Here is a 25,748-nt window from a genome sequence, read left to right on the forward strand (position 1 = left end):
TCTCCTAGCCTGCAAACAGGTAGCTGGTCTTGACCGTGGTGAAGAATTCCGCCGCGTAGCGGCCCTGTTCACGTGGCCCAAAAGACGATCCCCTGGTGCCGCCGAAGGGAACGTGAAAATCAACACCGGCGGTCGGCAGGTTGACCATCACCATACCGGCCCTGGCACGCCGCTTGAAGTCGCGGGCATGTTTCAGGCTTGTGGTGCAGATACCGGCTGACAGGCCGAATTCGGTGTCGTTTGCAACTGTAATGGCTTCCTCAAAGTCGGCCACCTTGATGACGGATCCACAGGGACCGAAAATCTCTTCCCGGTTGATGCGCATGGAATTGGTCGTCTCGAGAAACAGTGCCGGGGCCTGAAAATAGCCGGGCACGGCAAGTTCGAGCCGCTCGCCGCCAATCACCTTTGCTCCTTCCTTGCGGGCGAGGTCCACATAGGCAAGGTTCGAAGAGAGCTGCTTTTCGTCGACCACCGGTCCAATCTGGGTAGCGGAATCGAGCGCATCCCCAACCTTCAAGGCCAGCATCGCTGTTTGCAGCTTCTCAACGAAAGCGTCGTGAATGCCCGCCTGCACGATCATGCGCGAGGACGCGGTGCAGCGTTGGCCGGTGGAAAAGAATGTCCCGTTCAGGCATGCGGAAACGGCGACATCCAGATCGGCGTCATCCAGCACCACCATCGGGTTCTTGCCACCCATTTCAAGCTGGCACTTGCGTTTAAGCCGTCCGCACACTTCGGCAATATGGCTTCCCGTGGCAACGGAACCGGTGAAGGAAACCGCATCAACATCCGGATGGGTGACGATGGCCTCGCCAACAACAGAACCGCGCCCCATGACCAGGTTGAAGACACCGGGCGGACAGCCGCATTCATCCAGCAGAGTTGCGATCACATGAGCGCAGCCCGGCGTCAGGTCCGCCGGTTTCAAAACCACGCAATTGCCATAGGCCAGCGCAGGTGCTGCCTTCCAGGCGGGAATGGCGATGGGAAAGTTCCACGGAGTGATCAGGCCAATCACACCGACCGGCTCACGCGTAACCTCAACGTCGATGTCGGGCCGCACGGAGGCCTGCATATCGCCGGTCACGCGCAGCGCTTCACCGGCAAAGAACTTGAAAACCTGGGCGGCGCGCATGGTTTCGCCGATGCCTTCCGCCAGCGTCTTGCCTTCCTCGCGCGACAGCAGACGGCCATATTCTTCGGCCCGTTCCGCCAGCTTTCGCCCAACCGCTTCCAGCAGATCATGGCGTGTCTGCGGCGTTGCCGCTGCCCAGCCCGGCGCGGCCTTGCGCGCTGCCGTGACGGCGGCATCGACATCGTCAACGCTTCCCTGGGCATAAAGGCCAACGACGTCATCGGTGTTCGAAGGATTGCGGTTTTCGGAATAGGTGTTGGAAGGCAGCCATTTGCCGCCGATCAGATTATCGTGCTTTGTCATTGGAATTCCGGTTTCAAAGGGTTTCGGCAATGCGGTCGAGAGACCCGCATGCGGCATCGTCCAGTTGTTGAAAGGGAGGCAGGACGCGGTTCCAGGCACTTTCATCAGCGCGCCGGCCGACAAGATATTTGACCGCAGGCACCAGCGGGTGGGCAGCAATGTCCGCCCGTATGCTGGCGACCCGGCCAGCCACTGCCTTGTCTGCAGGATCCTGCAGGAGCCGCGCACAAAGGGGCGCGCTGATGTTCACGGTGGCGGAAATGCAACCTGCGAACCCGGCTCCAGGCCCCTCCGCGAGTGCCGTTTCAGAACTTGGGAACACCTTCAGGTCTGGCAGCAGCCGGACAAGCTCCCGGCAATAGTCGAGATCGCCGGAAGAATCCTTGATGCCCGTGAACCTTTTCGGATGTGTCTTTGCTAGACGCTCGACGACATCCGCGGGTATCTTCAAGCCCGTCATCTGCGGGAAATTATAGAAATAGATCTCGATCGGTGTCGCGCCGAGTGCCCGGTCCAGCGCTTCGTACCAGGCAACCAGCCCCTCTTCGGTGACAGGCTTGTAGTAGAACGGCGGCAGGACCAGCGCGACACCATAGCCCATGTCGGCAGCTGCGCGCGTGAGGTCCAGCGTGTCCTCAAGGGACGTGAGACCCGTGCCGACCATAAGACGGCTTGTGTCAAAGGCCTCGGCCGCCCAGGCCATCACTTGCTTGCGATGGGCCAGACCGAGAGAATTCGCCTCACCGGTCGTTCCCAGGATGTTCAGGGCATCGCACCCGTTGGCCAGCGCCCAGGCGCAATGTTCCAGAAAGGTATCTTTCACCGGTGCGCCATGCGCATCGAGCGGTGTCGGCACCGCCGCAACTATCCCCTTCATGTCGTCTGTTCCTCAAAATCGCGTTTGAAAAAATCCCGCACCGCAGGGTGATCGCGGAAAGGCGTATCGCCCCTGGTCCAGCCACCCGGCGAAACCAGCCCTCCGTCCGGACCCTGGAACACATCCTTGTTGATCTCGATGAACGCCCGGTCCGCACCGGTCGCCTCGTCGTCGTAGCGGATCGCGTCGACAGGGCAGATGCTCTCGCACATGCCGCATTCGATGCATTCTTCGGGGTGGATGTAGAACATCCGCTCGCCTTCATAGATGCAGTCGACCGGACAGGACGTGGTGCAGATCCCGTCCTTCACATCAATGCATTCGCTCTTGATGATCAGCGCCATCTTGATCTCTCAACTCATTTGCCTTGCCAGACCGGCGCGCGCTTTTCCCGGAACGCCCGAACCCCTTCGAGGGAATCCTCTGACGTTAGGGCGGCGATCAGTTCGGGAGACCGCACGGCCTGTGCCTGGTCGGGCGGCATTTCACCGGTTTCGCGTACTGTGGCCTTGATCGCCTGCACGCAAAGCGGCGCACTTGCCAGAATGTCGGCAATCCAGCGGTCCACTTCCGCATCGAGTTCGTCCTGCGGCACGACGGCATTGACGAGCCCGTAGCGCTCCATCTCCACCGCGCTTGCCATCCGGCCGGTCATCATCAGTCCGACAGCGATATTGCGTGGGACAAGACGTTGAAGCAGCGTCATCCCGCCTGCCAGCGGAAGGTTGCCCACCTTTGCTTCGGGCAGGCCGAACCTGGCCGTATCGCTGGCAATCACGATGTCGCAGCCGAGAACCATTTCCATGCCGCCGCCGAGCGCAAGACCGTTGACGCGGGCAATCACCGGCACCTTCAAGGAGCGCCTCAGGGCGATGCCGCCGAACCCAAGCGGGTTTGCGGACGCCCAATATTCAAGCCCACTCAGTCCGTTGCTGTCCTTCAGGTCCGCACCGGCGGAAAAGGCGCGTTCACCCGAACCGGTCAACACCACGCAGCGCACGGTCGGATCGGCTTCGATCTTCCGCCAGATGGTTTCCAGCTCGTCCGAAGTTGCCCTGTCGACCGCGTTCATGCGCTCCGGGCGGTCTATGACAACCCGGGCGACATGGTTTTCGAGGGTGAAAAGGACACTCATTCCGCCGCCCCTGCCACTTGTTGCAGGCCGAACTCCGCAATGACTTCGTCGGTGTGTTCACCCAGGCGCGGCGGCGCGTGCCGCAGTTTCAGGGGTGCTTCACTCAAGTGCACGGGTGACCCCACGACCCTCACGGGGCCAAGGACCGGATGGTCGAAATCCAGCAGCATGCCGTTGATGGCGGTCTGCGGGTCTTCGAGTGCTTCTCCGAGCGCCCGCACGGGTGCGCAAAGCAGGTCCTGCTCTTCCAGCCTGGCGATCCAGTGCGCCGTCGTGTCCGTTGCGAAGACGGCCCGGAACCGGTCCTGCAGATAGGGCTTGTTGGCACGCTGGCTGGCGAGGTCCGGATAGGTGGGTGAAAGGTCCTCGATGCCAAGCGCGGTGCAGATGTCGCGCAACGGATTAGCCTTGAAGGCACCGACCACCACCAGAGCACCGTCAGTGGTGTCGAAGACACCGGTCAAGGGCATTGCGGCCCAGTTCAGCACTTCGCGGTGCTTGGTCCACTGTGCGGCTTCCTGCATCTGCATCGCAATCATGGAATCGTAGAGCGAAACGGAGACCCTCTGGCCGCGACCGGTCTTCGTCCGTGCCAGCAAGGCCGCCAGAATGCCCTGAACCAGGTGCATGCCTGCCGTATAGTCGCACAAGGTGGTGGGATAGATGGACCGCTCGATAGACGGGTCAGCGGTCTTTTCCATGACACCGCTCATCGCCTGGGCCAGAACGTCCTGCCCACCCTTGTGGGCATAGGGGCCCTTCTCGCCAAACCCCGTTCCGGATGCACAGATGATGCGGGGATTGATCGCCTTGAGCGCGTCATAGCCGAAGCCCAGACGGTCCATGACACCGGCGCGGAAATTGTCGACGACCACGTCCGCGTTGCGCACCAGATCGTACACCATCTGCTTGCCCTCATCGGACTTGGTGTCGATCTCGACAGACCGCTTGTTGCGGTTCAGCGACGAGAAGACGGCATTGTTCATGCCCTCTTCCGACCGCACGTCGAAGAAGTGCCGCGACAGGTCGCCTGCACCGGGGCGCTCGATCTTGATGACGTCCGCGCCGAAGTCGGCCAGCATCTGGGTTGCACATGGCCCCAGCATGACCTGGGTGAAGTCCAGAATGCGGACACCGGAGAGTGGGAAAGCTTGGGTATTCACGTTTGTTATCCTTTTTATTCTGCCGCGACGGTGCCTTCGACGAGCGCATTTGCTGATGGGATGTCGCCGGGGTCGGCGCCCTGGGCACGCATGCGTTTCTGGATCGTGGCAACGTCGGCGTCGCGCAGTGCACAGTTCTGTTCCAGAGCGACTGAAACGGCGACGCCGGCCGCTTCGCCCTGCGCCATGCACGGCGGAATTTCCCGCGAAAGCTTCTGGGCTTCGCTCTCAACCGAGTAGTGGCGACCGGCAACGATCATGTTGTCGATGCCCTTGGGCAGCAGCGCCCTGTAAGGCGTGTAGTAGTCCCTGCCCCGGCAGACGCTGTCGGAGAAATGACGGCGGGAGCGCACGTCATCGCGGGTGACCACATATTCACCCTGCAACAGACGGGTCTGGCGAATGCCGAGTTGTTCCGCAGCACCCAGCATCTTGGCGTTTTCGAAACCGGGCAGATTGGCGCGCACGAAGGCAAGCAGCTTCATCATGCGCTCACGGCCTTCGACTTCCGCCGCCAGCATGTGTTCCGGCGACAGACCGTCATATCCCGGCATGTGCGGGCAGTTGCACCAGACGATGCCCGGCAGCGGCGTCTTCAGCCACCACATGCCCCAGGCGCCACCGATCACCCGGCGCACCTGACGGTCCAGAGCCTTGTATTCTTTCGGATTTTCGAACTCGAAGGCTTCTGCCTTGTCCGTGTCGACGTCGCACAGGCGGAACACGGTCGTGACGATGTACTGTCCGGTCTGGAAAGACGCCCCTGCGGAGGATGCAACATCCAGATCGCCGCTGGCATCGATCACCATCTTCGCCTTGATCGCCTGACGGCCAAGCTTGGTCTGGCAGATCACGCCGGTCACACGGCCGTCTTCCACCATTGCTTCGGAAAACCAGGAGTGCAGGCGCAAATTGACACCTGCCTCACGAGCCAGGTCGAGGCTCACCCGTTTCCAGCAATCGGGGTCGAAGGCAACTGCGTGAATGATCGGCTGAGGCATGCCGGTCTTGTGAAAATCGATGCAGCCCCAACGGGACCACTTCTTCCACATTTCCCAGTTGGTCAGGCAATCTTCCGGCGGCGGAAAAACTGCGCCATCCTGAGCCGACATCCGGTCGACGAATTCGTTGACGATGCCCGTCGTGACGATTTCATTGCCCTCGTTGACCATGTCGTCGAGCACCAGAACCATTCCGCCGGAGGCCATGCCGCCAAGGTGGTGGTAACGCTCGAGCAGGGTCACCGAGCAGCCGTTTCTGGCGGCCGATACGGCGGCACTCAGGCCGGCGGGGCCACCGCCGATGACGACCACGTCGCAGTCTGCGACGACCGGAACCTGCTCATTGCGGGTCAAGGAAATCTGCGTTGTGTTGGTGCTCATTTCGGCGCACTCCTCCCGTTGGGCCGCCAAGCGACGGCCCGGTTTCAGTTCAGATTTTCGTTTGGTTCAGATCCGCTTCACCACCGCACGATCATGCGTTCGGCAATGGAAACAGCGGCAAACATCAACACCGACAGGCCCGACGACAGGAAGACTGTCGCGTAGAGCAAGGCGGAGCGGAAATTGAACGTGGCATCGATGATCAACGCACCCAGCCCGACATCCGCGCCAACCCATTCCCCGACGATGGCGCCGATGACACAGGTGGTGGCTGCGATCTTCAGTGCCGAAAACAGGAACGGCAGCGAAGACGGCAGGCGGATCTTCCAGAACACTTCCGACTTGGAGGCGGACAGGATCCGTGCCAGCTCCAGTGCCTGAGGGCTGACGGACTGCAGGCCGCGTACCATGTTGACCAGTGTCGGGAAGAAACAGATCAGGGCAGCGATGACGACCTTTGCGGTCAGTCCGGCTCCGAAGATCAGAACCAGGATCGGGGCAATGGCGAGGATCGGAATGGTGTTGATGAACACCGCGATCGGGAAGAACGCCCGCTCCACCATCCGGCTGTGCACGAAGGCGATCGCGATCAGCACTGCAGCCACATTGCCGACGACAAAGCCGAGCACGCTTTCGAACAGTGTTGGCCAGAAGTTCCGCATCAACTGCGGAAATTCGGTTACCAGCGTTGTTGCGACTTCGCTCGGAGCCGGGGCGATGTAGCTCGGCACTCCAAAGGCCCGGACGCCGATTTCCCAGGTGGCGATCAGGCCGACCGCAGTCAGCACCGGGGTCGCGACAGCAGTCAGCCGTGCCCTGCGCGCCATGGCCTTTTCGGCAGCGTCATCATCCACCGGCATGCCCATCGTTTCGTCGACGGCAGTCATCAGCACGCCTCCAGAAGTTTGCGCAAATGCGCGGAGTATCGGGTGAATTCCGCCGTATCCCGCAACTCGGTGGTGCGCGGATATGGCAGATCGATATCGACGATCTCGTGCAGGCGGCCCGGATGCGCCTTGAGCATCAGCACCTTCTGCCCCAGAAAGACCGCTTCCGGGATCGAGTGGGTTACGAACAGGATCGTCACGCCGGTTTCCTCCCAGACCTTCAGGAGCTGAAGATTCAGGTGGTCGCGGGTCATCTCGTCGAGCGCACCGAAGGGCTCGTCCATCAGCAACAGCTTCGGCTTGCAGACCAGTGCACGGGCAATCGCCACACGCTGGCGCATGCCTCCGGAAAGCTCGTGCGGCAGTGCGTGTTCGCGGCCCTTGAGCCCGACCAGCTCAAGCAACTCCATCGGCGACTTGTCGCTGACGGGGATCTGGATCCCGCGGCTCTGCCCCATTTCCAGGGGAAGCTGGACGTTCTCCAAGGCCGTGCGCCAGGGCAGCAGTGTCGCGTCCTGAAACACGAAGGCAAATTCCCGTGCCAGGCGGGCAGCCTCGGTCGTCTTGCCGAAGATCGACACGTCCCCGGATGCAGGCGGGATGAGATCAGACACCAGCCTGAGCAAGGTCGACTTGCCACACCCCGACGGACCAAGAATGGAATAGAAGGCTCCCGCCTCGATCTCCAGGCTGATGTCCTGGATCGCGGTGAACTGACCGAACTTGACCCAGGCATTGCGCAGGCTGGCTGCAGGCACCAACGTGCCTGCGTCCAGATTTTCCAATACCGCTTCCATGGCCTTAACCGACCTTCGGGCGGCTGTCTGCGGTGCTCTCCAGGACCGACAGCGTCATCACATCGTCGACGGCAGGCGCCCCGTTCGCGAATTGCTCGAGATTTTCGTAAGTCTCGATCTGGGCCTGCCAGTTTTCGCGGGTCATGGTGCCCCAGCCGTTTTCGGCGGTCTTTTCGTTGAAGGAATATCCGACCACCAGCGGCACCGCCTTCAGTTCGCTTTCCCTGTCCAGGTTCGGCAGGCGCTCGACCAGATAGTTGACGGCTTCTTCCTGGTTCTCACGAACCCAGCCCCAGCCGCGCGAGATGGCGCGGACCATGGCCTGCACCTTGTCGCCATGCTCGTTCAGCACAGTGTCCGTGGTGTAGAAGGGGTTGGCATAAAGCTGGATGCCGGCATCCCACAGGGACATGTCGACACGCTGGTCCCCAAGGATCGAAAGCGCGTTGACGTTTGTCTTCCAGCCGGTAATCGCATCGACCTGCCCCGTCAGCAGCGGCGCCATGTCACTGCCGATGACCTTCAGTTCAACCTGGTCCTCGGATATGCCGTTCTTGGCCAGAAGCGCGCGGAACAGGATCCGTCCGGTCGCCTGGGTGCCGATGGTCTTGCCGATCATGTCCTGCGGTGTCTTGATCGGGTTCTTCTTGAGCGAGAAATACGTGTAGGGATGCTGCTGGTAACCGGCGGCAATACATTTCACCGGAATACCCGCCGAGCGCGCCAGCATGAGAGAGGGGCTGGAAGACACCTGGCCGAGATTGGATCGCCCGGAAGCGACGGACGCCACACCATCGACATTCGGCCCCCCCGGCACGATTTCGAATTCAAGACCTTCTTCCGCGAAATAGCCCAGCTTGTCGGCCGCGATTTCTCCCAGGTTGCCGTTACCGGCCAGCCAGCCGAGCTGCATGGAGACCTTGAAGGTGTCCTGAGCAAAGCCTGGTACGATATTCACAAGTGTTCCGGCGCCTGCCAGACCAGCGCCCGCGGCCATGGTCTTGAGCATCGAGCGGCGGTTCAATCCATTCGAGAATAGGTATGACATACTGTTGGTCCCCCTCATTTGAGATTGGGCGGTTTGTGGCCGACTGTTCCCCTTGCCGACTTCACAGTGAACTCTAACGGGAAGATGCACGGTGCAAAAAGTGCAAAAACATGCTAACGGTGATGCATAAAATGCACCGCACTTTGTGATGCACTGTTTGCCACTCTGTCCGGGGGGACATCGTGCATTCGAATTTTCTGCGTTATTTCGACGAAGTCGCCCGCCAGGGCTCCATCCGCAAGGCATCTGCGGTTTTGAACGTGTCTTCCACCACGGTGAACCGGAAGATCATCAGCACCGAGAACGAGATGGGTGTTCGCCTGTTCGAGCGCACCCCCGAAGGCGTGACGCTGACCGATGCGGGGGCCATCGTCCTGGAACACTGCCGCAAGACGCTGCAGGATTATGAACGCACCCGCACCATGCTGGACGATATCCGCGACCTTCGGTCCGGGCACCTCAACATTGCCGCCATCGATTCCGTAACCTACGGCCTGTTGCCTCGTATCCTGCTCGACTTCAACCGGATCTATCCGCAGGTCACCTATTCAATCACCACCGCGCAGCCGGACGAGATCATTACCGCTGTCGCGGGCGGGATCGCCGATATCGGCATCACCTTCACCTTCGATCTGCATCCAAACGTTCGGGTAATCTCCGACAAGACCGCGCCGATCGGCATCATCATGCGATCCGACCATCCCTTCGCAGGCCGAACTAACCTTGCCATAGAGGAACTCTCCGGCCAGAAAATGGTGCGCACCGTGGATGCGCGCGGTCGCAATTCGATCATCGACCAGGCAATCTCGGGCATGTCCTCCGCTCTCTCGACCAACTGCTTTACCGACACCTTGCACGTGGCAAAACAGATGATCCTGGCCGGCCGTGGCCTCGGCCTTTACACCAAGATCGGTTTCATCGACGAAATCGACCAGGGCATTCTCCGGTTCGTGCCGCTGATGCATGACATCCTGTCCAACCTGCGCATTGGCGTCGTCATGTCCGCCTCTTCCGGCATCTCGCCGCCCGAACGGTTGCTCGGCAACGAAATCAAGCGCGCCCTCACCCAGCTGCGGCTGGATTCCTGAGTTTGCAAGAACACTGCCTCTCAGCTGAAGACCTGTTGTCCGTGAACTGCTTTTTTTTCCGATTGGCTAAAATCGGTCTTGCGAACCGGCGCAGTGAAACAGCAATTGTAATTATCGAAAAAAGCGATACAAATAACTGTTCCAGATTTACAGCCAGGAACAACCCATGCGCGCAAATTTTCTGATCGTCGATCCCGTCAAGGACAAGGTCGCCATGAAGGCGATCGCTTCCCAGCCTCGCCTGCACCTGTTGCAGGAGCTGGTACGGACACCCGGGATGAACATCAACGCGCTTTCGGAAGCTTCCGGCATGCCGCAATCCTCCGTCTCCACCCACATCCAGGTTCTGGAAGAAGCTGGCCTGGTGCGAACGGAAGTGCAGCGGGCGAAGAAGGGCAGCCAAAAGACGACCTTCGCCATCTACGATGAGATCATCCTGGCCTTCCGCTCGTCGGAAGAACGCATCGAGCCGAACCAGATCGAAGTATCGATGCCGCTCGGCCTTTACACCAACAGCCTCGTCACTGCTCCTTGCGGCATCTGCTCGACCGAAGGGATCATCGGCCTTCTCGATGTGCCGGAAACTTTCATGGATCCGGAGCGGATGAAAACGGCTTTGTTGTGGTTTACCAGTGGCTTCGTCGAATATCAGTTCCCCAACAACGCCAAGCTGACGGGCAAGCAGATCGACGGTCTGGACGTCGTGATGGAGGTGAGTTCCGAGGTGCCGGGCACCATGAGCAACTGGCCCTCCGACATCGTCCTGTCGATCAACGGCAAGGAGATCGGCGTCTGGACGTCCCCGGGTGATTTCGGCGACAAGCGCGGGGCCTACACACCCGACTGGTGGAAGCTTTCCGGTTCGCAATACGGCATGCTGAAGACCTGGAGCGTGGGCAGGAACGGCACCTTCGTGGATGGTCACAAGATCTCCGATATCAAGACGGAAGACCTCCAGCTCGATGAACACCGGTCGGTCCGGTTGAAGATCGAGGTAAAGGCCGAAGGACGGCACCCGGGTGGAATCAACGTCTTCGGCCGCGGTTTCGGCAATTACGATCAGGACATTATTTTGCGGCTGCACACCCGCAATTGACCGAAACTGCACTTGAAAAGACGTGGGGACATTCACTTCTGGTTGCACCGCAACAACATTGTCCAGTTGACAATTTTCGCCAAGCTCGCATTCTTATCAGAAATAAAGATTCATATCGATTTATTCGATATATATTTCTGGGAGAATGCGAATGAAGGCACGCGTCACCGTGCATCGGGATTTCCGGATCAGTTCCATCGATGAGCGGCTTTATTCCGCATTCATTGAACACATGGGACGGGCGATCTATTCCGGCATTTATGAACCTGACCATCCGCAGGCCGATGCCAACGGCTTTCGCAAGGACGTGCTGAAATTCGTACAGGACCTCAGGATCCCGGCCATTCGTTACCCGGGCGGCAACTTCGTTTCCGCCTACAACTGGGAAGATGGTATCGGCCCGAAGGACAAGCGCCCCGTCCGCCTCGATCTTGCCTGGCGCAGCAAGGAAACCAACCAGGTCGGCATCGACGATTTCGCAATCTGGGCGGAACAGGCAGGCATCGAGATGATGCTGGCCGTCAACCTGGGTTCGCGTGGTCTGGAAGAGGCACGCAACTTCCTGGAATATGTGAATTTTCCCGGTGGCACCCAATGGTCCGACCTGCGCCGTTCCAATGGCCGCGAGGATCCTTACGGGGTCAAGATGTGGTGCCTCGGCAACGAAATGGACGGCCCCTGGCAGATCGGCCACAAGGTAGCCACGGAATACGGCCGGCTGGCCAACGAGACGGCCAAGGCGTTCAAAGGCTTTGACCCGACAATCGAGGCGGTCGTCTGCGGCAGTTCAAACGACCGCATGCCCACCTATCCCGAATGGGAACGCGAAGTCCTGGAAGAGTGCTACGAGAACGTCGACTACATCTCGCTGCACAAGTATTTCGGCAACAAGAGCAAGGACACGCTCAACTACTTCGGCAAGATCGAGGAAACCGGCCGCTACATCCAGACCATTGGCGGTGTCATCGATTACGTGAAGTCCAAGAAGCGTGCGAAGAACGACGTCCATATCTGCTTCGACGAGTGGAATGTGTGGTACCACATCCGCGAGGACGACAGCCGCCGCATCAAGGAATGGGACTGGCCGGAAGCACCCCCGCTGCTTGAGGAGAACTACAACTTCGAGGACGCCCTCTTCGTCGCCGGCCTGCTCAACGAGTTCATCCGCCGCTCCGACCGTGTGCGTATTGCCTGCATTGCCCAGCTGGTCAACGTAATCGCCCCGATCCGGGCGGAAAAGGGCGGTCCCGCCTGGCGTCAGACCATCTATTACCCCTATCAGTTCGCGTCTCTTTACGGCCGCGGTGATGCACTGAACGTTGCCGTGGATGCACCTACCTACGACTGCTCCGTTGCCGACGACGTCTGCTACCTCGACGTTGCCGGGGTACACGACAAGGCAGCAGGCACACTGACGCTTTTCGTCCTGAACCGGCATCTGACCGAAACGGCCGATCTCGACGTATCCTTGACGGGTTTCGGCTCGCCGTCCCTGGCCGAACATCTGTCCATGGAAGGCTACGGCCTCAATGACACCAACGGTCCGGACAAGCCGGACAACGTGGTTCCCGGCAAGGGGACAGGTGTTGGCGTGGAGGATGGTCAGCTCAAGGGCAAGCTTGCGCCGCTTTCCTATCATGTCCTGCGGTTGAGCGTCGGCTGAGGGGATCCATGCAATGGGGGTTCAGCTTCGCAACATACGCAAGGTCTTCGGCCCGGTCGGGGTGATCCATGATGTCAGCATGGACATTCCGACGGGTGAATTCGCGGTCTTTGTCGGTCCCTCCGGCTGCGGAAAATCGACATTGCTGAGGATGATCGCAGGCCTTGAGGACACAAGCGGCGGCAAGATCTCGATCGAAGGCACCGATGTGACCTGGCAGGAACCGGCCAAACGCGGCGTTGCCATGGTCTTCCAGTCCTATGCGCTTTATCCGCATCTTTCCGTCTTCGAGAACATGGCCTTTTCCATGCGTCTGAAGCGGGCGCCGAAACAGGACGTGCACGACAAGGTGATGGAAGCGGCCCGCATCCTCCAGCTTGAGGAACATCTGCAGAAGAAACCGTCTCAACTGTCCGGAGGCCAGCGTCAGCGGGTTGCGATCGGACGGGCGATCGTGCGCCAGCCCAAGGTGTTTTTGTTTGATGAGCCTCTGTCGAACCTGGATGCGGAATTGCGCGTCCAGATGCGGCTGGAACTTGCCCGGCTGCACAAGCAGATCGGCGCGACGATGATCTATGTCACCCACGATCAGGTGGAGGCCATGACACTGGCCGACCGGATCTTCGTCCTGAAACAGGGTGTCGTGCAGCAGGCCGGAAAGCCGCTTGATCTCTACGACGACCCCGACAACAAATTCGTCGCCGGTTTCATCGGATCGCCGGCCATGAACTTTCTGCCGGCAACAGTGCTCGGCCGGGAAGGCGATTGCCTGCGCATTGCCATCAACGGAACGGATGCAGTCCTGCTGGCGAAAGTTTCCGGCGATCTTCCGGCCGACAGCCGGGTCACCATCGGACTGCGTCCGGAACACCTGACCAGCGCGGACACGGGCATTCCCGTGACCGTGGAAATGGCGGAGGACCTGGGAGGTGTTTCCTACCTGCACACGCATATGCCGGACGGCCGCGAGATTGTCGTTGAATGGCGCGGCAGCCGCCATGCCGGGGGCGGTGAAGCAATCAAGCTCACCTGCACGCCGGAACAGGTTCTGGTCTTCAACGAGCAGGACCAGCGTATTCGGTAGACCCTCTGTCTGCCTGGTACCTTTGAACCGGCCTTGATGGGAAATGCCGGTTTTTCATACGGGAGGAAGAGTCGATGAAATACCTTAAGACACTTCTGGCAGCGGGGGCGATGAGCCTTGCCAGCCTGCCGGCATTTGCCCAGCAGGACATCACCTGGTGGGACTTTCTGAGCGGTGGTGACGGCGTTCGCATGAAAGCGTTGATCGCACGCTTCAACGAAGAGCATCCGGACATCAAGATCAACGGAACCACTCTGGAATGGGGCGTGCCCTTCTACACCAAGGTGCGCACTTCCGTTGCCGTTGGCCAGGGCCCGGACGTGATGACCTATCACCTGTCGCGCATGCCGCTCGGGCTTGAAGAAAATGTGCTGGACGTGATCAGTGATGACGATCTTGCCGCCGCCGGTCTCAGCAAGGATGACTTCTTCCCGGCAGCCATTGCCGCCGCGAGCGATGCGGACGGCAAGCTCCACGCAGTGCCGTTCGATATCCACGCGATCGTGCTCTACGTAAACAAGAGTTATTTCGAAGGATCCCGCTTCCTCGATGATCAGGGCAACCTGACCGGCATTGAAAGCCTCGCCGATTTCGAGGAAGCGCTTGCGCTTGCCAAGGAAAACGGCTCCGAAGCACCCGTCTCCTACGCAACGGGTGACGACGGCGGCACCTACCGGGTCTTCTTCACCCTGCTCAAGCAGCAAGGCGGCGAGCTGATCACCGATGGCGAGGTTCTGGCAGGCGACAATCTGGACAAGGCCGCCAATGCCATCGAAATCATGACCAACTGGCACAAGCAGGGCTGGCAGCCGGAGCAGGCCGAATACGAAGCCTCGGTTGCGTTGTTCACGTCCGGCAAGGCCGCTTTTCACATGAACGGCGTCTGGGAAGTGCCGACCATGGTCGACATGGCGAAAAAGGGAACGCTCGGGTTCGACTGGGGTGCGGTACAAATTCCGACGCTGCTTGGAACCACGGCCACCTGGGCGGATTCCCACGCCTTCGCCATTCCTCAGGGAACGGAAATGAGCCCGGAAAAACGCGCGGCGGTGATGACCGCAATCGGCTGGATGGAGAAGAACTCGATCTCCTGGGCCGGGGCAGGACATATTCCAGCCTACAAGCCTGTCGCGACCAGCGATGAATTCGGGGAAATGGAACCCAACGCCACCTATTCGTCACTCGCCGAAACCGCGGCCTACGACCCAAGGTCGCCGATCGCAGGGGTAGCCTCGCCTGTCTATGACGCAGCCATCAACATCATCTCGCCCGCCATGCATGGTTATCTGGAGCCTGCACAGGCAGCACAGCAGATGAAAGACGAGCTTCAGTCGAAGCTTCAATAGACGAAGGCTTTGCCCGGGACGCCTGCCGCACGCACACAATATGCGGCTGGCGTCTCCTGTGGCGAGAAAAGGACGATTACTCAAGTGGCCATGATTACCAACCGGCGCAGGGAAGTGGCGGTCGCCATGACGCTCATCGCGCCCTTTGTCCTGACCTTCGTGCTGGTCTTTCTCTATCCGACGATCCGGATGATCGAGCTGAGCTTCACCAACGCGCCCCTGATCGGTCCGGGGGAATGGGTCGGCCTTGCCAATTTCAAACGGCTGCTTACCGACAACCTCTTCTATACATCTCTGAAGAACAACGGTTATTTCGTTCTCCTGACCGTCGTTCCAACGACCGCACTGGCCCTTGCCATTGCAATGATGATCACGCGCCTCAAGGGGCCGCTTCAGGCGCTGATCCTCGCGCTTTTCTTTCTTCCCTACATTCTGCCCGTGTCGGTGGTGACGCAAATCTGGGCCTGGATGCTGGACTTCCAGTTTGGCGTGCTGCAGCCGGTGTTCGCATTTTTTACCGGCAAACCGGTACCTGTCTTCAAGAACCCCTATTGGGTCATGCCGACAGTCGCCACGGTGACCATCTGGTGGACCAATGGCTTCAACGTGCTTCTGTTCATCGCGGGCCTTCGAAACATCTCCAGCGATTATTATGAAGCAGCGGCACTGGACGGGGCGACACGCTGGCAACTGTTCACCAAGGTCACCTGGCCCCTGCTCTGGCCGGTAACCGCTCTTGTCCTAACCCTTCAGCTGATCCTGCAGCTCAAGATTTTCGACCAGATCTACCTGTTGTCGTCCGGTGGGCCGTTCAATTCGTCCTACGTTCTGCTTCTGATGGTCTACCGGGAAGCCTTCCAGTTGAACCACGGCGGCTATGCCTCTGCCATCGCCCTTGTTCTGTTTGTGCTGATCGTGGTCGTGTCGGTGCTGCAGTTTCAGTTGCTGCGCGCGGGAGGGAACAAGCAATGAAGACCCGCAAACTGGAAAACTGGGTTCTGGGCATCGGCAGCCTCTTGGCCGCGGCCATCTGGATCTTCCCACTCTACTGGGCGTTCATCACCTCGATCCGCACCGAGGAAAGGGTCGTCAGCGAAGGCGCGGGTGTCATTCCCGACGAGTTCAACCTGACCTCCTATATCGACGTTCTGTTCGATACCAAGCTGCTCAACTGGTACTGGAACTCCATCGGCACATCCGTGATCATCACGCTGGTTGTCATTGTCTCCGGCATGATGTGCGCCTATGCCATTTCCCAGATGCGCTTTCCCGGCCGGAGGCTGCTTTACGGCGTGGTGCTCGCCAGTTTCATGGTGCCCTCGCAGGCGCTTGTGGTGACGCAGTTCATCCTGATGAACGACATGGGCCTGATAAACACCTGGGCCGGCATCATATTGCCGCAGCTCATCGTTCCGGTGGTGATCATCGTCTACAAGCAGTTCTTTGACGCCGTACCGAAGGAAATGCGCGAGGCCGTCGTCCTGGATGGCGGCGGTGACTATACGCTGCTGTTCAGGATCTACCTGCCGCTCAACTGGGGTATCACGACCGCTCTGGCAATCATCACCTTCATCATGGCCTGGAACCAGTTTCTCTGGCCCTTCCTCGTCATCACAACGGAGAACCAGATGACGATCCCGGTCGGGATCACCCAGGTGAACGATGCCTTTGGCGTCTATTACGCCCGTCTGATGTCCGTCGCGCTTCTGGGTGCCATGCCCGTCGCCGTTGCCTATCTGATCTTCCAGAAGAAGGTGACGGAAGCCGTCATGATCTCCTCGGGCGTGAAAGGCTGAAGCCTGCCCTTTCGAGAGCATTTCCTCTTCCGGTTTTCTGTACCTCCTCAGCCCCGCGAACAATGTCGCGGGGCAATCGGTCTTCTGCTGGCACTTGGATGCAGGCGCCGCAGTTCATATGTCTACGTCAACAAGATCAGCATGACGAAGACAGTTGAGCACTCACACCGTGTGTGTTTGGCAGACGGATGAGGAGTTCAGAATGACAGTTGGAGCCGGTCTCCCGATAGTCCTGGCGGGACCGATCCTGCGCCATATAACGGCGAACAACGTTAGCGTCTGGCTCGCCACATCCCGACATTGCGATGTTCGATTTGAGTTTTTCCCCGAAGCACAGCCGGACCTCAACCAGACCTATGAAACCGGCGATCAGGACTGGCAGGTTCTGAAGGCGGGAGAGAGCCTCTATTATCATCTCGTCGATATCGAACTGGGCACTTCGCTCCCCATCGATGTCCTGATTTCCTATCGCCTGAGCGTCAAGCCGACTGGTGAAGCAGGGACAGCTTGGCAGGATCACACGGTTTGGGCGCCCGATCTCTGCTATCCGGGACGTGACCTACCCTGTTTCAAGGTGCCGGACCGTATCACCTCCCTGTTTCACGGGTCCTGCCGCAAGCCGCATGCGCGAACCCCTGACGGCCTTGCCGGAGCCGACCTTGTCCTGAGGCAGGCCCTCGGCCCTGAGGGCGAAACCACAGCCGGCAGTCCCGCCTTGCCATCGCTGCTCGTGATGAGCGGTGACCAGGTTTATGCCGACGACGTTGCCGGACCGATGTTGCAGGCAATCAGCCTGCTTGTCGAAAAACTGGGCCTGCCGGACGAACCGCTGGACGGCGTTGAGCCTGACCTGCCGGCGTCGGGCAACGAACTGCGGAATGTCGGTAATCTGCTCTATCACCGCGATACGCTTTTGCCCCGGGTCTACAAGAACAAAACCGTGTTCGACGTCCTGTTCGGTGGCACCGAAAAACCGGTTTTCACAACCCAGCACGCCCGCAACCACCTCGTCACACTTGGCGAAATGCTGGCCATGTATCTGCTGGTCTGGTCGCCGGCGTCGTGGCAAGGCATGCCGGAGCTGAAAGCGCCGGAAGGCCTGGAGGCCAAGGACGCGGAAATGTACGCCGAAGAGACGGCGACGCTGAAGGATTTCCGGGCTGATCTGCCTGCCTGCAGACGGGTCATGGCGCATCTTCCGACGGCAATGATTTTTGATGATCACGACATCACCGACGACTGGAACCTGTCGCTTGCGTGGGAGCAGGCCGCTTACAGCCACCCCTTGTCGCGCCGGGTTATCGGCAATGCGTTGGTCGCCTATGCTCTGAACCAGGCCTGGGGAAACCGGGCACGCACCATCGGTCCGGACATTCTTCCGCCCGTGCAGGCCGCGCTTGCCGATCCCGGTTCCGAGGCGCATGAGACCGCGATCACCACGCTGCTTGAATACGAGGAGTGGGACTACCAGTGGCAGACGTCCCCGCCGTTGATCGTTCTGGACACGCGCACGCGGCGTTGGCGGTCAGAACGCAATGCGCATAATCCGTCTGGCCTTCTGGACTGGGAAGCGGCCACCGACCTTCAGACCCACCTGAAAGGCAAGGACGCCGTTCTGCTTGTGTCCGCTGCCCCGATCTTCGGCGTCAAGCTGATCGAAACGGTGCAGAAGATGTTCACGCTGGCCGGCAAGCCGCTGACTGTCGACGCGGAATATTGGATGGCGCATGCGGGAACCGCCAGTGCGATCCTGAATGTGTTCGGTCACCGCGGCACCCCCCAGCACTTCGTCATCCTCTCCGGCGATGTGCACTACTCGTTCGTCTATGACGTCGAACTGCGCCAGACCGCACCGAGCCTGTCCGGTGCAACCGACGACGGTCCGAAGATCTGGCAGATCTGCAGCAGCGGGATAAAGAACAAATGGCCGGACAAGCTGATCAAGATCCTGGATCGCGGCAACCGATGGGCTTTTTCCCCTCGTTCGCCGCTGAACTGGTTCACCAAGCGCCGTGGTATGCGTGTCATTCCGCGCAAACCCGTTGGAACGCCACATGGCCGCCGGATCCTGAACGCGTCGGGGATCGGCCTCGTGGAGCTGGACGAGACAGGCGCGCCCGTCGACATTCACCAGGTTCTGCCGGACGGTTCGCTGGTGTCGTTTGAACGCCGTGAAGCCGAAGCCCGGGACGACTGACCGTTCCGGCGGACGGTTCTGCTTCAGCGCGTTACCGCCATCAAGGCGCTTCCACCGATCATGAACCCGCCTCCGGCATAGCCCATGCGGCGCCGGGCGAGGCGTGTCTGAAAAAGTTTGCGCGCACGCGCGGCGATCAACGCATAGCCCGCCAGAAACACCATGACGACAACGCTCGAGGTCAGCGTCAGCACAACGAGTTGAACCGTCATGTCCGCGGCAGGGTCGATGAACTGGGCGAGGAAGGCCATGTAAAAGACAATCGCCTTGGGATTGAAGATAGCCGTCAAGGTACCTGCCCAGAAACTGCCCCACGCAGACCCTGTGCGTACGCCCGGTTCAAGGGAAACGCTGTCGCGACGTGCCTCCCTGATCTGGCTGTAACCCAGCCAGGCGAGATAGACGACGCCTGTCCATTTCACGATCTGGAACAGCACAGTGGACGCGGCCAGAATGGCGCCGACACCTGCGAAGGAAAGGCCCGTCAGAACGATACTTCCGACAACGTCGCCGAGAATGCACATCACAGCAGCGGTTTTGCCGCGCATCAAGGTTTGCCCGACAACCAGCATGACGCTCGGTCCCGGAATGATGGTCAGAACGACACAAGCGAGTGTGTAGGCAAGCCAGGTTTCCAGAGACACGTTCAACTCTCCCTTGGGGTCAGGCAGCGGCGGGTTGCAGCAAGAGGCAGTGAGGCGAGGAGCGCGGCACACCCGATGAGGATTATGCCAGCCAGATCTGCCCTGTCTGGCATATCCGCGAAGAAGACGACACCCCAAACCACCGCGAAAACGAGATAACCATTGTCGAAAAGCCCGATCAGTGGCGCCGGTGCCAACTGATAGGCAAATGCCACGGCCACCGTGATGAGGGCAAGCAGCAAACCCAGCAGGATCAGAAGACCCCAGGCAGCAGCTGAAAGAGCTGGCCAGGCGCTCAGCAGGAACCCTGCCCCGGCAGGGACGGAAAAGAGATGAAGCCCCAGCACATAGGCACCGCCCGCCAGGACAAGCACCAGGTTCAGGTTGAACGCCATTGCCAGCGGAGCCTCGTTCCGGCACCTGGCCGACGTGACGACTGCCGCAAGCGCATAAAAGAAGCCTGCCAGCAAGGGCAAGACCACTGCCGCAGATATGCCGTCAATTCCCGGCCGCAGGAGCATGACAACTCCCGCCATCCCGAGGACAATTGAAACCGTGCCTTTCACACCGACGGGCCTTCCCAGAAAAACAGATGTCAGAATGGCCATCCACAGGGGCGCGGTGTAATAGCAGGCTGCCGCAAGTGACAGCGGCATCAGCGGCAATGCGGCGTAGTAACAGCCCCACATCAGCGCAAGGCAAACGCTGCGCGTCCAGACCCAGGCGTTTACCGCAAGAAGCGGCTGCGATGGGCGCCCGGTGTACGCGAATGCCAGCCCAAGCAGAATGGCTGCAACGAGTGAGCGAACCAGAAGCAACTGCCCAAGCGCGATACCGCCGCTGTTCAATTTGACCAAGGCGTCGGACAAGGACAGCAACAGCACTGCTCCGGTAATCGAAATGATCCCGGCAAGGAGCGATCCAGCTTGTTGTTTCGGCAGAAATAAAGATATCATTTCAGCATGGAAGCATTTCTCCTATCTTTGTAAAAATGAGAAATTTCGAGAAATACATGACTGAAACGCATGCATAAGGACGACCTCTCACTGGCCCGCCTGAAACCGTTCGAGGCCGCTGCGCGATATGAAAGTTTCACACGCGCGGCCGATGAACTCGGCCTGACCCAGACGGCCATCAGCCGGCAAATTGGTCAGCTTGAAGAGGAACTGGGTGTCCGCCTGTTCGAGCGGCGCAACCGCGCGGTGTTCCTGACCGAGGAAGGAAAACGCCTGGGCCAGGTTGTCGGAGAAGCACTCAGGGCAATCCGCACGGAAGTTGCCGCCATCCGCGGGACAGGCGATCCAGATACCATCGTCCTGCGATGCCAGCTATGCGAAGCTTTCTACTGGCTGATGCCGCGTCTCTCGGCTTTCCACGCGGCACATCCTGAAATCCAGCTTCAACTGGTCAGCGCATTGGAACCCCTGACGGAAGCTCGCGAACCATTTGACGTCGCCCTTCAGACCACCGGGCGGGCGGCCGGAGCGGCACGGTTGGTGTTCACGGCATCCGACGAGATCTTCCCGGTCTGCGCTCCGGCACTCTTGAAGGACGTTTCGTTGCCGCTGACACCGCAAGAGGTCTCCACCTTGCCGCTCCTGTCGCACCGGGTGGTGCCGCAGGACTGGTTCGACTGGCCGGACTGGTTCGAAGCTGTCGGCGTTCCGCGATCCGCCCACAAGAAGGTCATCTATTTCGACAGTTACCCGCTTGTTCTTCAGGCCGCCGTTGCCGGTCAGGGTGTTGCCCTCGGCTGGAAGCGCACGGTGGACGGCCTGGTCGACGAAGGCAAGTTGCGTTCCATCTGTGATGTTGCCCTGAAGAGACCAAGCGAAATCTCGGTTTACCGAGGCACCAAACAGTCACGGCACAATGCCGTCGACCAGTTGATCGCCTGGCTCCGCGCAGAGCTGGCGTAACTCGGCGATGCCCTGTGGGAACCCGAGTTTATCCAGGTCAAGAACGCATCCTGTTCAGTTGTAGCGCTGCGCCATCGCTTCCAGCGGCAACGGGCGAATGCGGCTGGCGTGGCCGGCTGTTCCGAAAGCCTCGAAACGGTCGCGGCACACCTGCGCCATCAATTCCATGGCCGGCTTCAGGTATTTGCGTGGATCGAATTCGGACGGATCGTTCGTCAGGGCCTTGCGTACGGCTGCCGTCATTGCCAGGCGGTTGTCGGTGTCGATGTTCACCTTGCGCACACCGCTCTTGATGCCGCGCTGTATTTCCTCGACCGGAACGCCCCAGGTCGGGCGAATATCACCGCCGTAGGAATTGATGATTTCCTGGAGATCTTCCGGCACCGAAGACGATCCGTGCATGACGAGGTGCGTGTTCGGCAGTCGGGCGTGAATGGCCTCGATCACGTTCATTGCCAGAACGCTGCCATCCGGCTTGCGCGTGAACTTGTAGGCGCCGTGGCTGGTGCCCATGGCAACGGCAAGCGCATCGACACCCGTGTCGGCAACGAAGCGTTCAGCCTCTGCCGGATCGGTCAGGAGCTGGTCTTCGCTCAGCTTTTCGGTCGCGCCATGCCCGTCTTCCTGATCCCCCATTCCGGTTTCGAGCGAGCCGAGCACGCCAAGTTCGCCTTCCACCGAAACACCGGCCGCATGAGCCATGTCCACGACCTGCCGGGTGATGCCCGCGTTGTAGGCATAGTTGGCAGGCGTCTTGCCATCCGCTTCCAGCGACCCGTCCATCATCACGGAGGTGAAGCCATGCTGGATAGCTGTCACGCAGGTTGCCAGGTTGTTGCCGTGGTCCAGATGCATGCAGACGGGAATATCGGGATAGGTTTCGGCGAAACCATCAATCAGGCGGGCAAGCACCCTGTCACCGGCGTAGGCCCGTGCGCCCCTGCTTGCCTGCAGGATGACCGGCGCATCGCAATCGGCCGCGGCGCGCATGACAGCCATGCCCTGTTCCATGTTGGAAATGTTGAACGCAGGCACAGCGTAGCCGTTGTCAGCTGCGTGATCCAGCAGCTGACGCAAAGTGATGCGGGCCATCAAAAGCTCCTTAGGTGTTGTCCGTGCAATAGGTAATGAACATGTCGACGTTTTCGGGTGACCCGAAAATCAACGGAATGTTCTGGTGCAGGCTCTCGGGCATCAGGTCGAGGATAGGCGTTTGCCCGTCCGTCGCCTTGCCGCCGCCCTGCTCGATCAGAAACGCGATCGGGACCGCTTCATAGACCAGACGCAGGCGCCCGTTCTCATAGCCGGGCCGCCGGTCGCCGGGATAAAAGAACAAACCGCCCTGAAGCAGGATCCGGTGAAATTCGCCAACCGCGGAGGCCAGCCAGCGCATGTTGTAGTTTTCGCCAAGACGCCCCTCCTTGCCTTTCAGAACGTCATCTGAAAAGCGCCGGACCGCATCCGGCCAATGACGGGCGTTGGAAGCGTTGAAGGCCAGTGTTCTTGATTTAGCGGGCACCTGATGGTTCTCCCGCAACATGCGGAACACGCCCGTAGCGCGGTCGAAGACTGCAAGGTGAAGGCCGTTGCCCAGGCTGAACCCCAGGTCTGTGGAATGGCCAAACGAAACATATCCCGCCGCAATGACGGATCTGCCCGTGCACAGAAAACCCTGGTCCGATGCCGGCAGGATCGAGAACAGGGTCCCCAGCGGAGCGCCTGTTCCGATACTGCCGGACCCGTCGATGGGGTCGATGGCAACGTCGAGCGTGCCTTCCGGATTGAGAAGAATAATCTCTTCGGCTTCTTCCGAAAGAAGCTGGCGGACACCCGCTGCCCGCAACACCTCGACCATGTGAAGATGGGCACCGACGTCGAGTGCCTTCTGCTTGTCGCCACTTTCATTGGTGCCGACGACCTCGCCGGGGTCCCCCGGCAACCGGCCTGCGGCAAGCCTGTCTGCCAGAACGCCGGTCGCATCCGCAATGGCCTGAAGAACGGCGGCGGTATCGCTCGCCCCATGCTGTCTTGCCAGATACGCCTGCAGCGTTTCGGCATTCACGTCCGTATCGTTCGGAAGTCTCAGCATGGTCTCATCATTCCTCAGGTCAGCAATTTAGATCAGACCGCATGATACTTCGAATCGACGGCATTGATCGCGTCAACATTGCTAGCAGAACGGCCGTTGACGTCGAATGTTTCCTTCAGGAAGGCGTCGGCGATGGATTTGGCGAGTTCGGGGCCAACCACACGCGCGCCCATGGTGATGATCTGGGCATTGTTGGAAAGGGCTGCCCGCTCGGCGGAGTAGGTGTCGTGGGTCAGTGCGGCGCGAATGCCCGGCACCTTGTTGGCGGCAATGCACACTCCGATACCGGTTCCGCACACCAGGATCGCCCGGTCGTAGGCACCGGAGATAACCTGGCTGGCAACACGCTCGGACAGATTGGCATAAAACGCATCCGGCCCTTCGGGCGTTCTGGAGATCTCATCGACCTCGAAACGATCCTTCAGGTAGTCCGCCAGCAGTTTCGCAAGGCCTTCGCCTGCACTGTCGCCCGCAATTGCAAGTTTCATGTCAAACCTCTCCGAGTTTCGACGAGCACCTGGCGAGAATGTCGAGATAACCCTCGACTTCCCAGGCGGATCGCCCGATGAACAGCCCGTCCACATGAGGACAGGAAATGAGCTCTTCGCAGTTTCCGGGATTGACCGACCCGCCATAGAGGCAGGGGATACGCCGGTTGAGAACGTCCTCGGCAACGGCAATGATCTCCGCCTGGCGAGCGTCGGCATAGTCCGACGTTGCCGGCACACCATTGACGCCGATTGCCCAGACCGGTTCATAGGCAAGCAGGATCTCGGCCTGTTTCTGCCCATCGGACAGATTGCCAAGAGCCGCGCGAACCTGCGCCTCAAGCACCGCCTGTGCCTGTCCGGCCTCTTTTTCCGCCAGCGTTTCACCGATGCAGATCAACGGAACGAGCCCGTGACGCACGGCCGCTTCGGTCTTCAGGCCGACGGTCTCATCGGTTTCACCGAAAAAACTGCGCCGTTCGGAATGCCCAAGTTCGACAATGTCGAGACCGCAATCGGTCAGCATGAGCGGCGAGACTTCTCCCGTCCACGCCCCTGCATCTTCCCAGTGCATGTTCTGCGCGCCGACCTTCACCGATGTGCCTGCGAGCATCGCCTTCACTTCGCGCGCCGCGGTGAAGGGAGGGATGACAAACCGCTGGATCCGGGGATCCCGATCCGCGTCGGACGTGACAAGCCCGTCCGCAAACCGTCTGGCATCTGCCAGCAGCTTGTTCATTTTCCAGCTCGTACCGACCCATTTTCCGGTGAGGGCAGCCATTCGCTCAGTCCTTTGCGATCATCAGCTTGAGCCCCGCAGCCTCGATTTCCTTCGCCGCGTCTCCGGCTGGCTGGTCATCCGTGATGATCCAGTCGAACCGATCCAGATCGGCGAGGGTATGAAGTGCGGTGCGTCCGAAACGCGTGTGATTGACGAGCAGGCAGCGCCGAGACGCAGCACCCATCATCTTTTGCTTGGAACGAACGACGTTGTCGTCCATGTGAAAGGCCTTCAGGTCCGCTACGGCCGGGGTCGACACGAAAGCGATATCCGCGCGCAACTGCGACAGCGCCGCTTCGGTAACGACGCCGAAAAAGCCGTTGAACTTGGCCGAATAGACGCCGCCGAGGCCCAAGAGGGTGATGCCGGGCTCATCCCGCAAACCATCGAGAATGGCGGCGTTGTTGGTGATGACCGTCAGCGGCCGCTTTTCCGGCAGCATTGAGCCGAGCACTGCGGCCATCGAACCGTCGTTGATCATCACGGTCATGCCTGGTTCGATCAGCTCGAGCGCCGCACGGGCCATCCGCTCCTTCGCGGCCGCGTCCTGGCGGGCCCGGATGCGGAAGTCGCTTTCGAACTGCGTTCCTGAATCCGCAGTGGCACCCCCGCGCACCTTGCGCAGCACGCCGGCCTGTTCGAGCTCGTCCAGATCCCGGTGAATTGTCATTTTCGAGACGGCAAATCGATCCGCAAGGTCGTCGAGATCGACTTCCCTGTGTTCCACGAGCAGATCCATGATCGCCTGTCTTCGTTCTTCGCGTTTCACGCAAATCCTCCTCGTCCGGCGTTCACCGGATGCTTGATACCTAACATCACAAAATCAC

General features: G+C 59.9%; 25 protein-coding genes. 9 read left to right on the top strand and 16 right to left on the bottom strand.

The window, feature by feature from the left end; translation table 11 throughout:
* Positions 1–4: 4 nt before the first annotated feature.
* The 9 genes from HCG46_RS24160 to HCG46_RS24200 form a co-directional block, all read right to left on the bottom strand.
* On the bottom strand, positions 5–1,441 hold the full coding sequence (locus HCG46_RS24160; RefSeq protein WP_168687664.1) for an aldehyde dehydrogenase family protein: 1,437 nt from the start codon (positions 1,439–1,441) through the stop codon (positions 5–7).
* Positions 1,442–1,454: 13 nt separating this feature from the next.
* Positions 1,455–2,318, bottom strand: coding sequence for a dihydrodipicolinate synthase family protein (locus HCG46_RS24165; RefSeq protein WP_168687665.1), 864 nt, complete (start codon positions 2,316–2,318; stop codon positions 1,455–1,457).
* Complete coding sequence (locus HCG46_RS24170; protein ID WP_168687666.1) at positions 2,315–2,662, bottom strand: ferredoxin family protein; 348 nt, start codon at positions 2,660–2,662, stop codon at positions 2,315–2,317. The genes HCG46_RS24165 and HCG46_RS24170 overlap by 4 nt, the downstream gene beginning before the upstream one ends.
* 14 nt (positions 2,663–2,676) lie before the next feature.
* Positions 2,677–3,453: an enoyl-CoA hydratase-related protein gene (locus tag HCG46_RS24175; protein ID WP_055660974.1), complete on the bottom strand. Its 777-nt coding sequence runs from the start codon at positions 3,451–3,453 to the stop codon at positions 2,677–2,679.
* Positions 3,450–4,616 carry a CoA transferase gene (locus HCG46_RS24180; RefSeq protein ID WP_168687667.1) on the bottom strand — a complete coding sequence of 389 codons (1,167 nt, stop codon included), beginning with the start codon at positions 4,614–4,616 and terminating at the stop codon, positions 3,450–3,452. The genes HCG46_RS24175 and HCG46_RS24180 overlap by 4 nt, the downstream gene beginning before the upstream one ends.
* 14 nt (positions 4,617–4,630) lie before the next feature.
* Complete coding sequence (locus HCG46_RS24185; RefSeq protein WP_168687668.1) at positions 4,631–5,998, bottom strand: FAD-dependent oxidoreductase; 1,368 nt, start codon at positions 5,996–5,998, stop codon at positions 4,631–4,633.
* A 77-nt stretch (positions 5,999–6,075) separates the two neighbouring features.
* Positions 6,076–6,885 carry an ABC transporter permease gene (locus HCG46_RS24190; RefSeq protein ID WP_023001409.1) on the bottom strand — a complete coding sequence of 270 codons (810 nt, stop codon included), beginning with the start codon at positions 6,883–6,885 and terminating at the stop codon, positions 6,076–6,078.
* Positions 6,885–7,682 carry an ABC transporter ATP-binding protein gene (locus HCG46_RS24195; protein ID WP_055660967.1) on the bottom strand — a complete coding sequence of 266 codons (798 nt, stop codon included), beginning with the start codon at positions 7,680–7,682 and terminating at the stop codon, positions 6,885–6,887. The genes HCG46_RS24190 and HCG46_RS24195 overlap by 1 nt, the downstream gene beginning before the upstream one ends.
* A 4-nt stretch (positions 7,683–7,686) precedes the next feature.
* A complete protein-coding gene (locus tag HCG46_RS24200; RefSeq protein ID WP_168687669.1) occupies positions 7,687–8,730 on the bottom strand; it encodes an ABC transporter substrate-binding protein in 1,044 nt (347 codons plus the stop codon).
* Between the two features lie 182 nt (positions 8,731–8,912).
* Here HCG46_RS24200 and HCG46_RS24205 point away from each other — a divergent pair, with 182 nt between their 5' ends.
* From HCG46_RS24205 to HCG46_RS24240, 8 genes are all read left to right on the top strand, one after another.
* Positions 8,913–9,818 (top strand): LysR family transcriptional regulator, encoded by a 906-nt coding sequence (locus tag HCG46_RS24205; RefSeq protein ID WP_055660965.1) that lies wholly within the window; start codon positions 8,913–8,915, stop codon positions 9,816–9,818.
* Between the two features lie 166 nt (positions 9,819–9,984).
* A complete protein-coding gene (locus HCG46_RS24210) occupies positions 9,985–10,914 on the top strand; it encodes a winged helix-turn-helix transcriptional regulator (protein WP_168687670.1) in 930 nt (309 codons plus the stop codon).
* A gap of 151 nt (positions 10,915–11,065) precedes the next feature.
* Positions 11,066–12,577, top strand: a complete 1,512-nt coding sequence (locus HCG46_RS24215) for an alpha-N-arabinofuranosidase (protein WP_023001414.1) — start codon at positions 11,066–11,068, stop codon at positions 12,575–12,577.
* Between the two features lie 13 nt (positions 12,578–12,590).
* A complete protein-coding gene (locus HCG46_RS24220; RefSeq protein ID WP_168687671.1) occupies positions 12,591–13,661 on the top strand; it encodes an ABC transporter ATP-binding protein in 1,071 nt (356 codons plus the stop codon).
* Positions 13,662–13,735: 74 nt separating this feature from the next.
* The gene (locus HCG46_RS24225) at positions 13,736–15,007 is read left to right on the top strand and encodes an extracellular solute-binding protein (RefSeq protein ID WP_168687672.1); all 1,272 of its coding nucleotides are present in this window, start codon (positions 13,736–13,738) and stop codon (positions 15,005–15,007) included.
* Positions 15,008–15,097: 90 nt separating this feature from the next.
* Complete coding sequence (locus HCG46_RS24230) at positions 15,098–15,979, top strand: sugar ABC transporter permease (RefSeq protein WP_023001417.1); 882 nt, start codon at positions 15,098–15,100, stop codon at positions 15,977–15,979.
* Complete coding sequence (locus HCG46_RS24235; RefSeq protein WP_023001418.1) at positions 15,976–16,803, top strand: carbohydrate ABC transporter permease; 828 nt, start codon at positions 15,976–15,978, stop codon at positions 16,801–16,803. The genes HCG46_RS24230 and HCG46_RS24235 overlap by 4 nt, the downstream gene beginning before the upstream one ends.
* A gap of 202 nt (positions 16,804–17,005) precedes the next feature.
* The gene (locus tag HCG46_RS24240; RefSeq protein WP_168687673.1) at positions 17,006–19,000 is read left to right on the top strand and encodes an alkaline phosphatase family protein; all 1,995 of its coding nucleotides are present in this window, start codon (positions 17,006–17,008) and stop codon (positions 18,998–19,000) included.
* Between the two features lie 23 nt (positions 19,001–19,023).
* On the opposite strand, the gene HCG46_RS24245 is transcribed toward HCG46_RS24240, so the two are convergent.
* Together HCG46_RS24245 and HCG46_RS24250 are read right to left on the bottom strand one after the other, a co-directional pair.
* On the bottom strand, positions 19,024–19,644 hold the full coding sequence (locus HCG46_RS24245) for a LysE family translocator (RefSeq protein WP_209009608.1): 621 nt from the start codon (positions 19,642–19,644) through the stop codon (positions 19,024–19,026).
* A gap of 2 nt (positions 19,645–19,646) precedes the next feature.
* Positions 19,647–20,600, bottom strand: coding sequence for a DMT family transporter (locus tag HCG46_RS24250; protein ID WP_168687675.1), 954 nt, complete (start codon positions 20,598–20,600; stop codon positions 19,647–19,649).
* Between the two features lie 69 nt (positions 20,601–20,669).
* Between HCG46_RS24250 and HCG46_RS24255 the strand changes: the two genes are divergently transcribed.
* A complete protein-coding gene (locus tag HCG46_RS24255) occupies positions 20,670–21,563 on the top strand; it encodes a LysR substrate-binding domain-containing protein (protein WP_168687676.1) in 894 nt (297 codons plus the stop codon).
* Between the two features lie 54 nt (positions 21,564–21,617).
* Here HCG46_RS24255 and fba read toward each other — a convergent pair whose 3' ends face one another.
* The 5 genes from fba to HCG46_RS24280 are packed head-to-tail and all read right to left on the bottom strand — an operon-like array spanning position 21,618 to position 25,690.
* Positions 21,618–22,655 carry a class II fructose-bisphosphate aldolase gene (fba, locus tag HCG46_RS24260; RefSeq protein ID WP_055660946.1) on the bottom strand — a complete coding sequence of 346 codons (1,038 nt, stop codon included), beginning with the start codon at positions 22,653–22,655 and terminating at the stop codon, positions 21,618–21,620.
* Between the two features lie 10 nt (positions 22,656–22,665).
* A complete protein-coding gene (locus tag HCG46_RS24265; protein ID WP_023001424.1) occupies positions 22,666–23,652 on the bottom strand; it encodes a class 1 fructose-bisphosphatase in 987 nt (328 codons plus the stop codon).
* A gap of 32 nt (positions 23,653–23,684) precedes the next feature.
* On the bottom strand, positions 23,685–24,140 hold the full coding sequence (locus HCG46_RS24270) for an RpiB/LacA/LacB family sugar-phosphate isomerase (protein ID WP_023001425.1): 456 nt from the start codon (positions 24,138–24,140) through the stop codon (positions 23,685–23,687).
* A gap of 1 nt (position 24,141) precedes the next feature.
* Positions 24,142–24,921 (bottom strand): triose-phosphate isomerase, encoded by a 780-nt coding sequence (locus HCG46_RS24275; protein ID WP_168687677.1) that lies wholly within the window; start codon positions 24,919–24,921, stop codon positions 24,142–24,144.
* Positions 24,922–24,925: 4 nt separating this feature from the next.
* Complete coding sequence (locus HCG46_RS24280) at positions 24,926–25,690, bottom strand: DeoR/GlpR family DNA-binding transcription regulator (RefSeq protein WP_168687678.1); 765 nt, start codon at positions 25,688–25,690, stop codon at positions 24,926–24,928.
* Positions 25,691–25,748 lie beyond the last annotated feature (58 nt).

The organism is Labrenzia sp. PO1 (genome assembly GCF_012273635.1).
Classification (GTDB): domain Bacteria; phylum Pseudomonadota; class Alphaproteobacteria; order Rhizobiales; family Stappiaceae; genus Roseibium; species Roseibium algicola.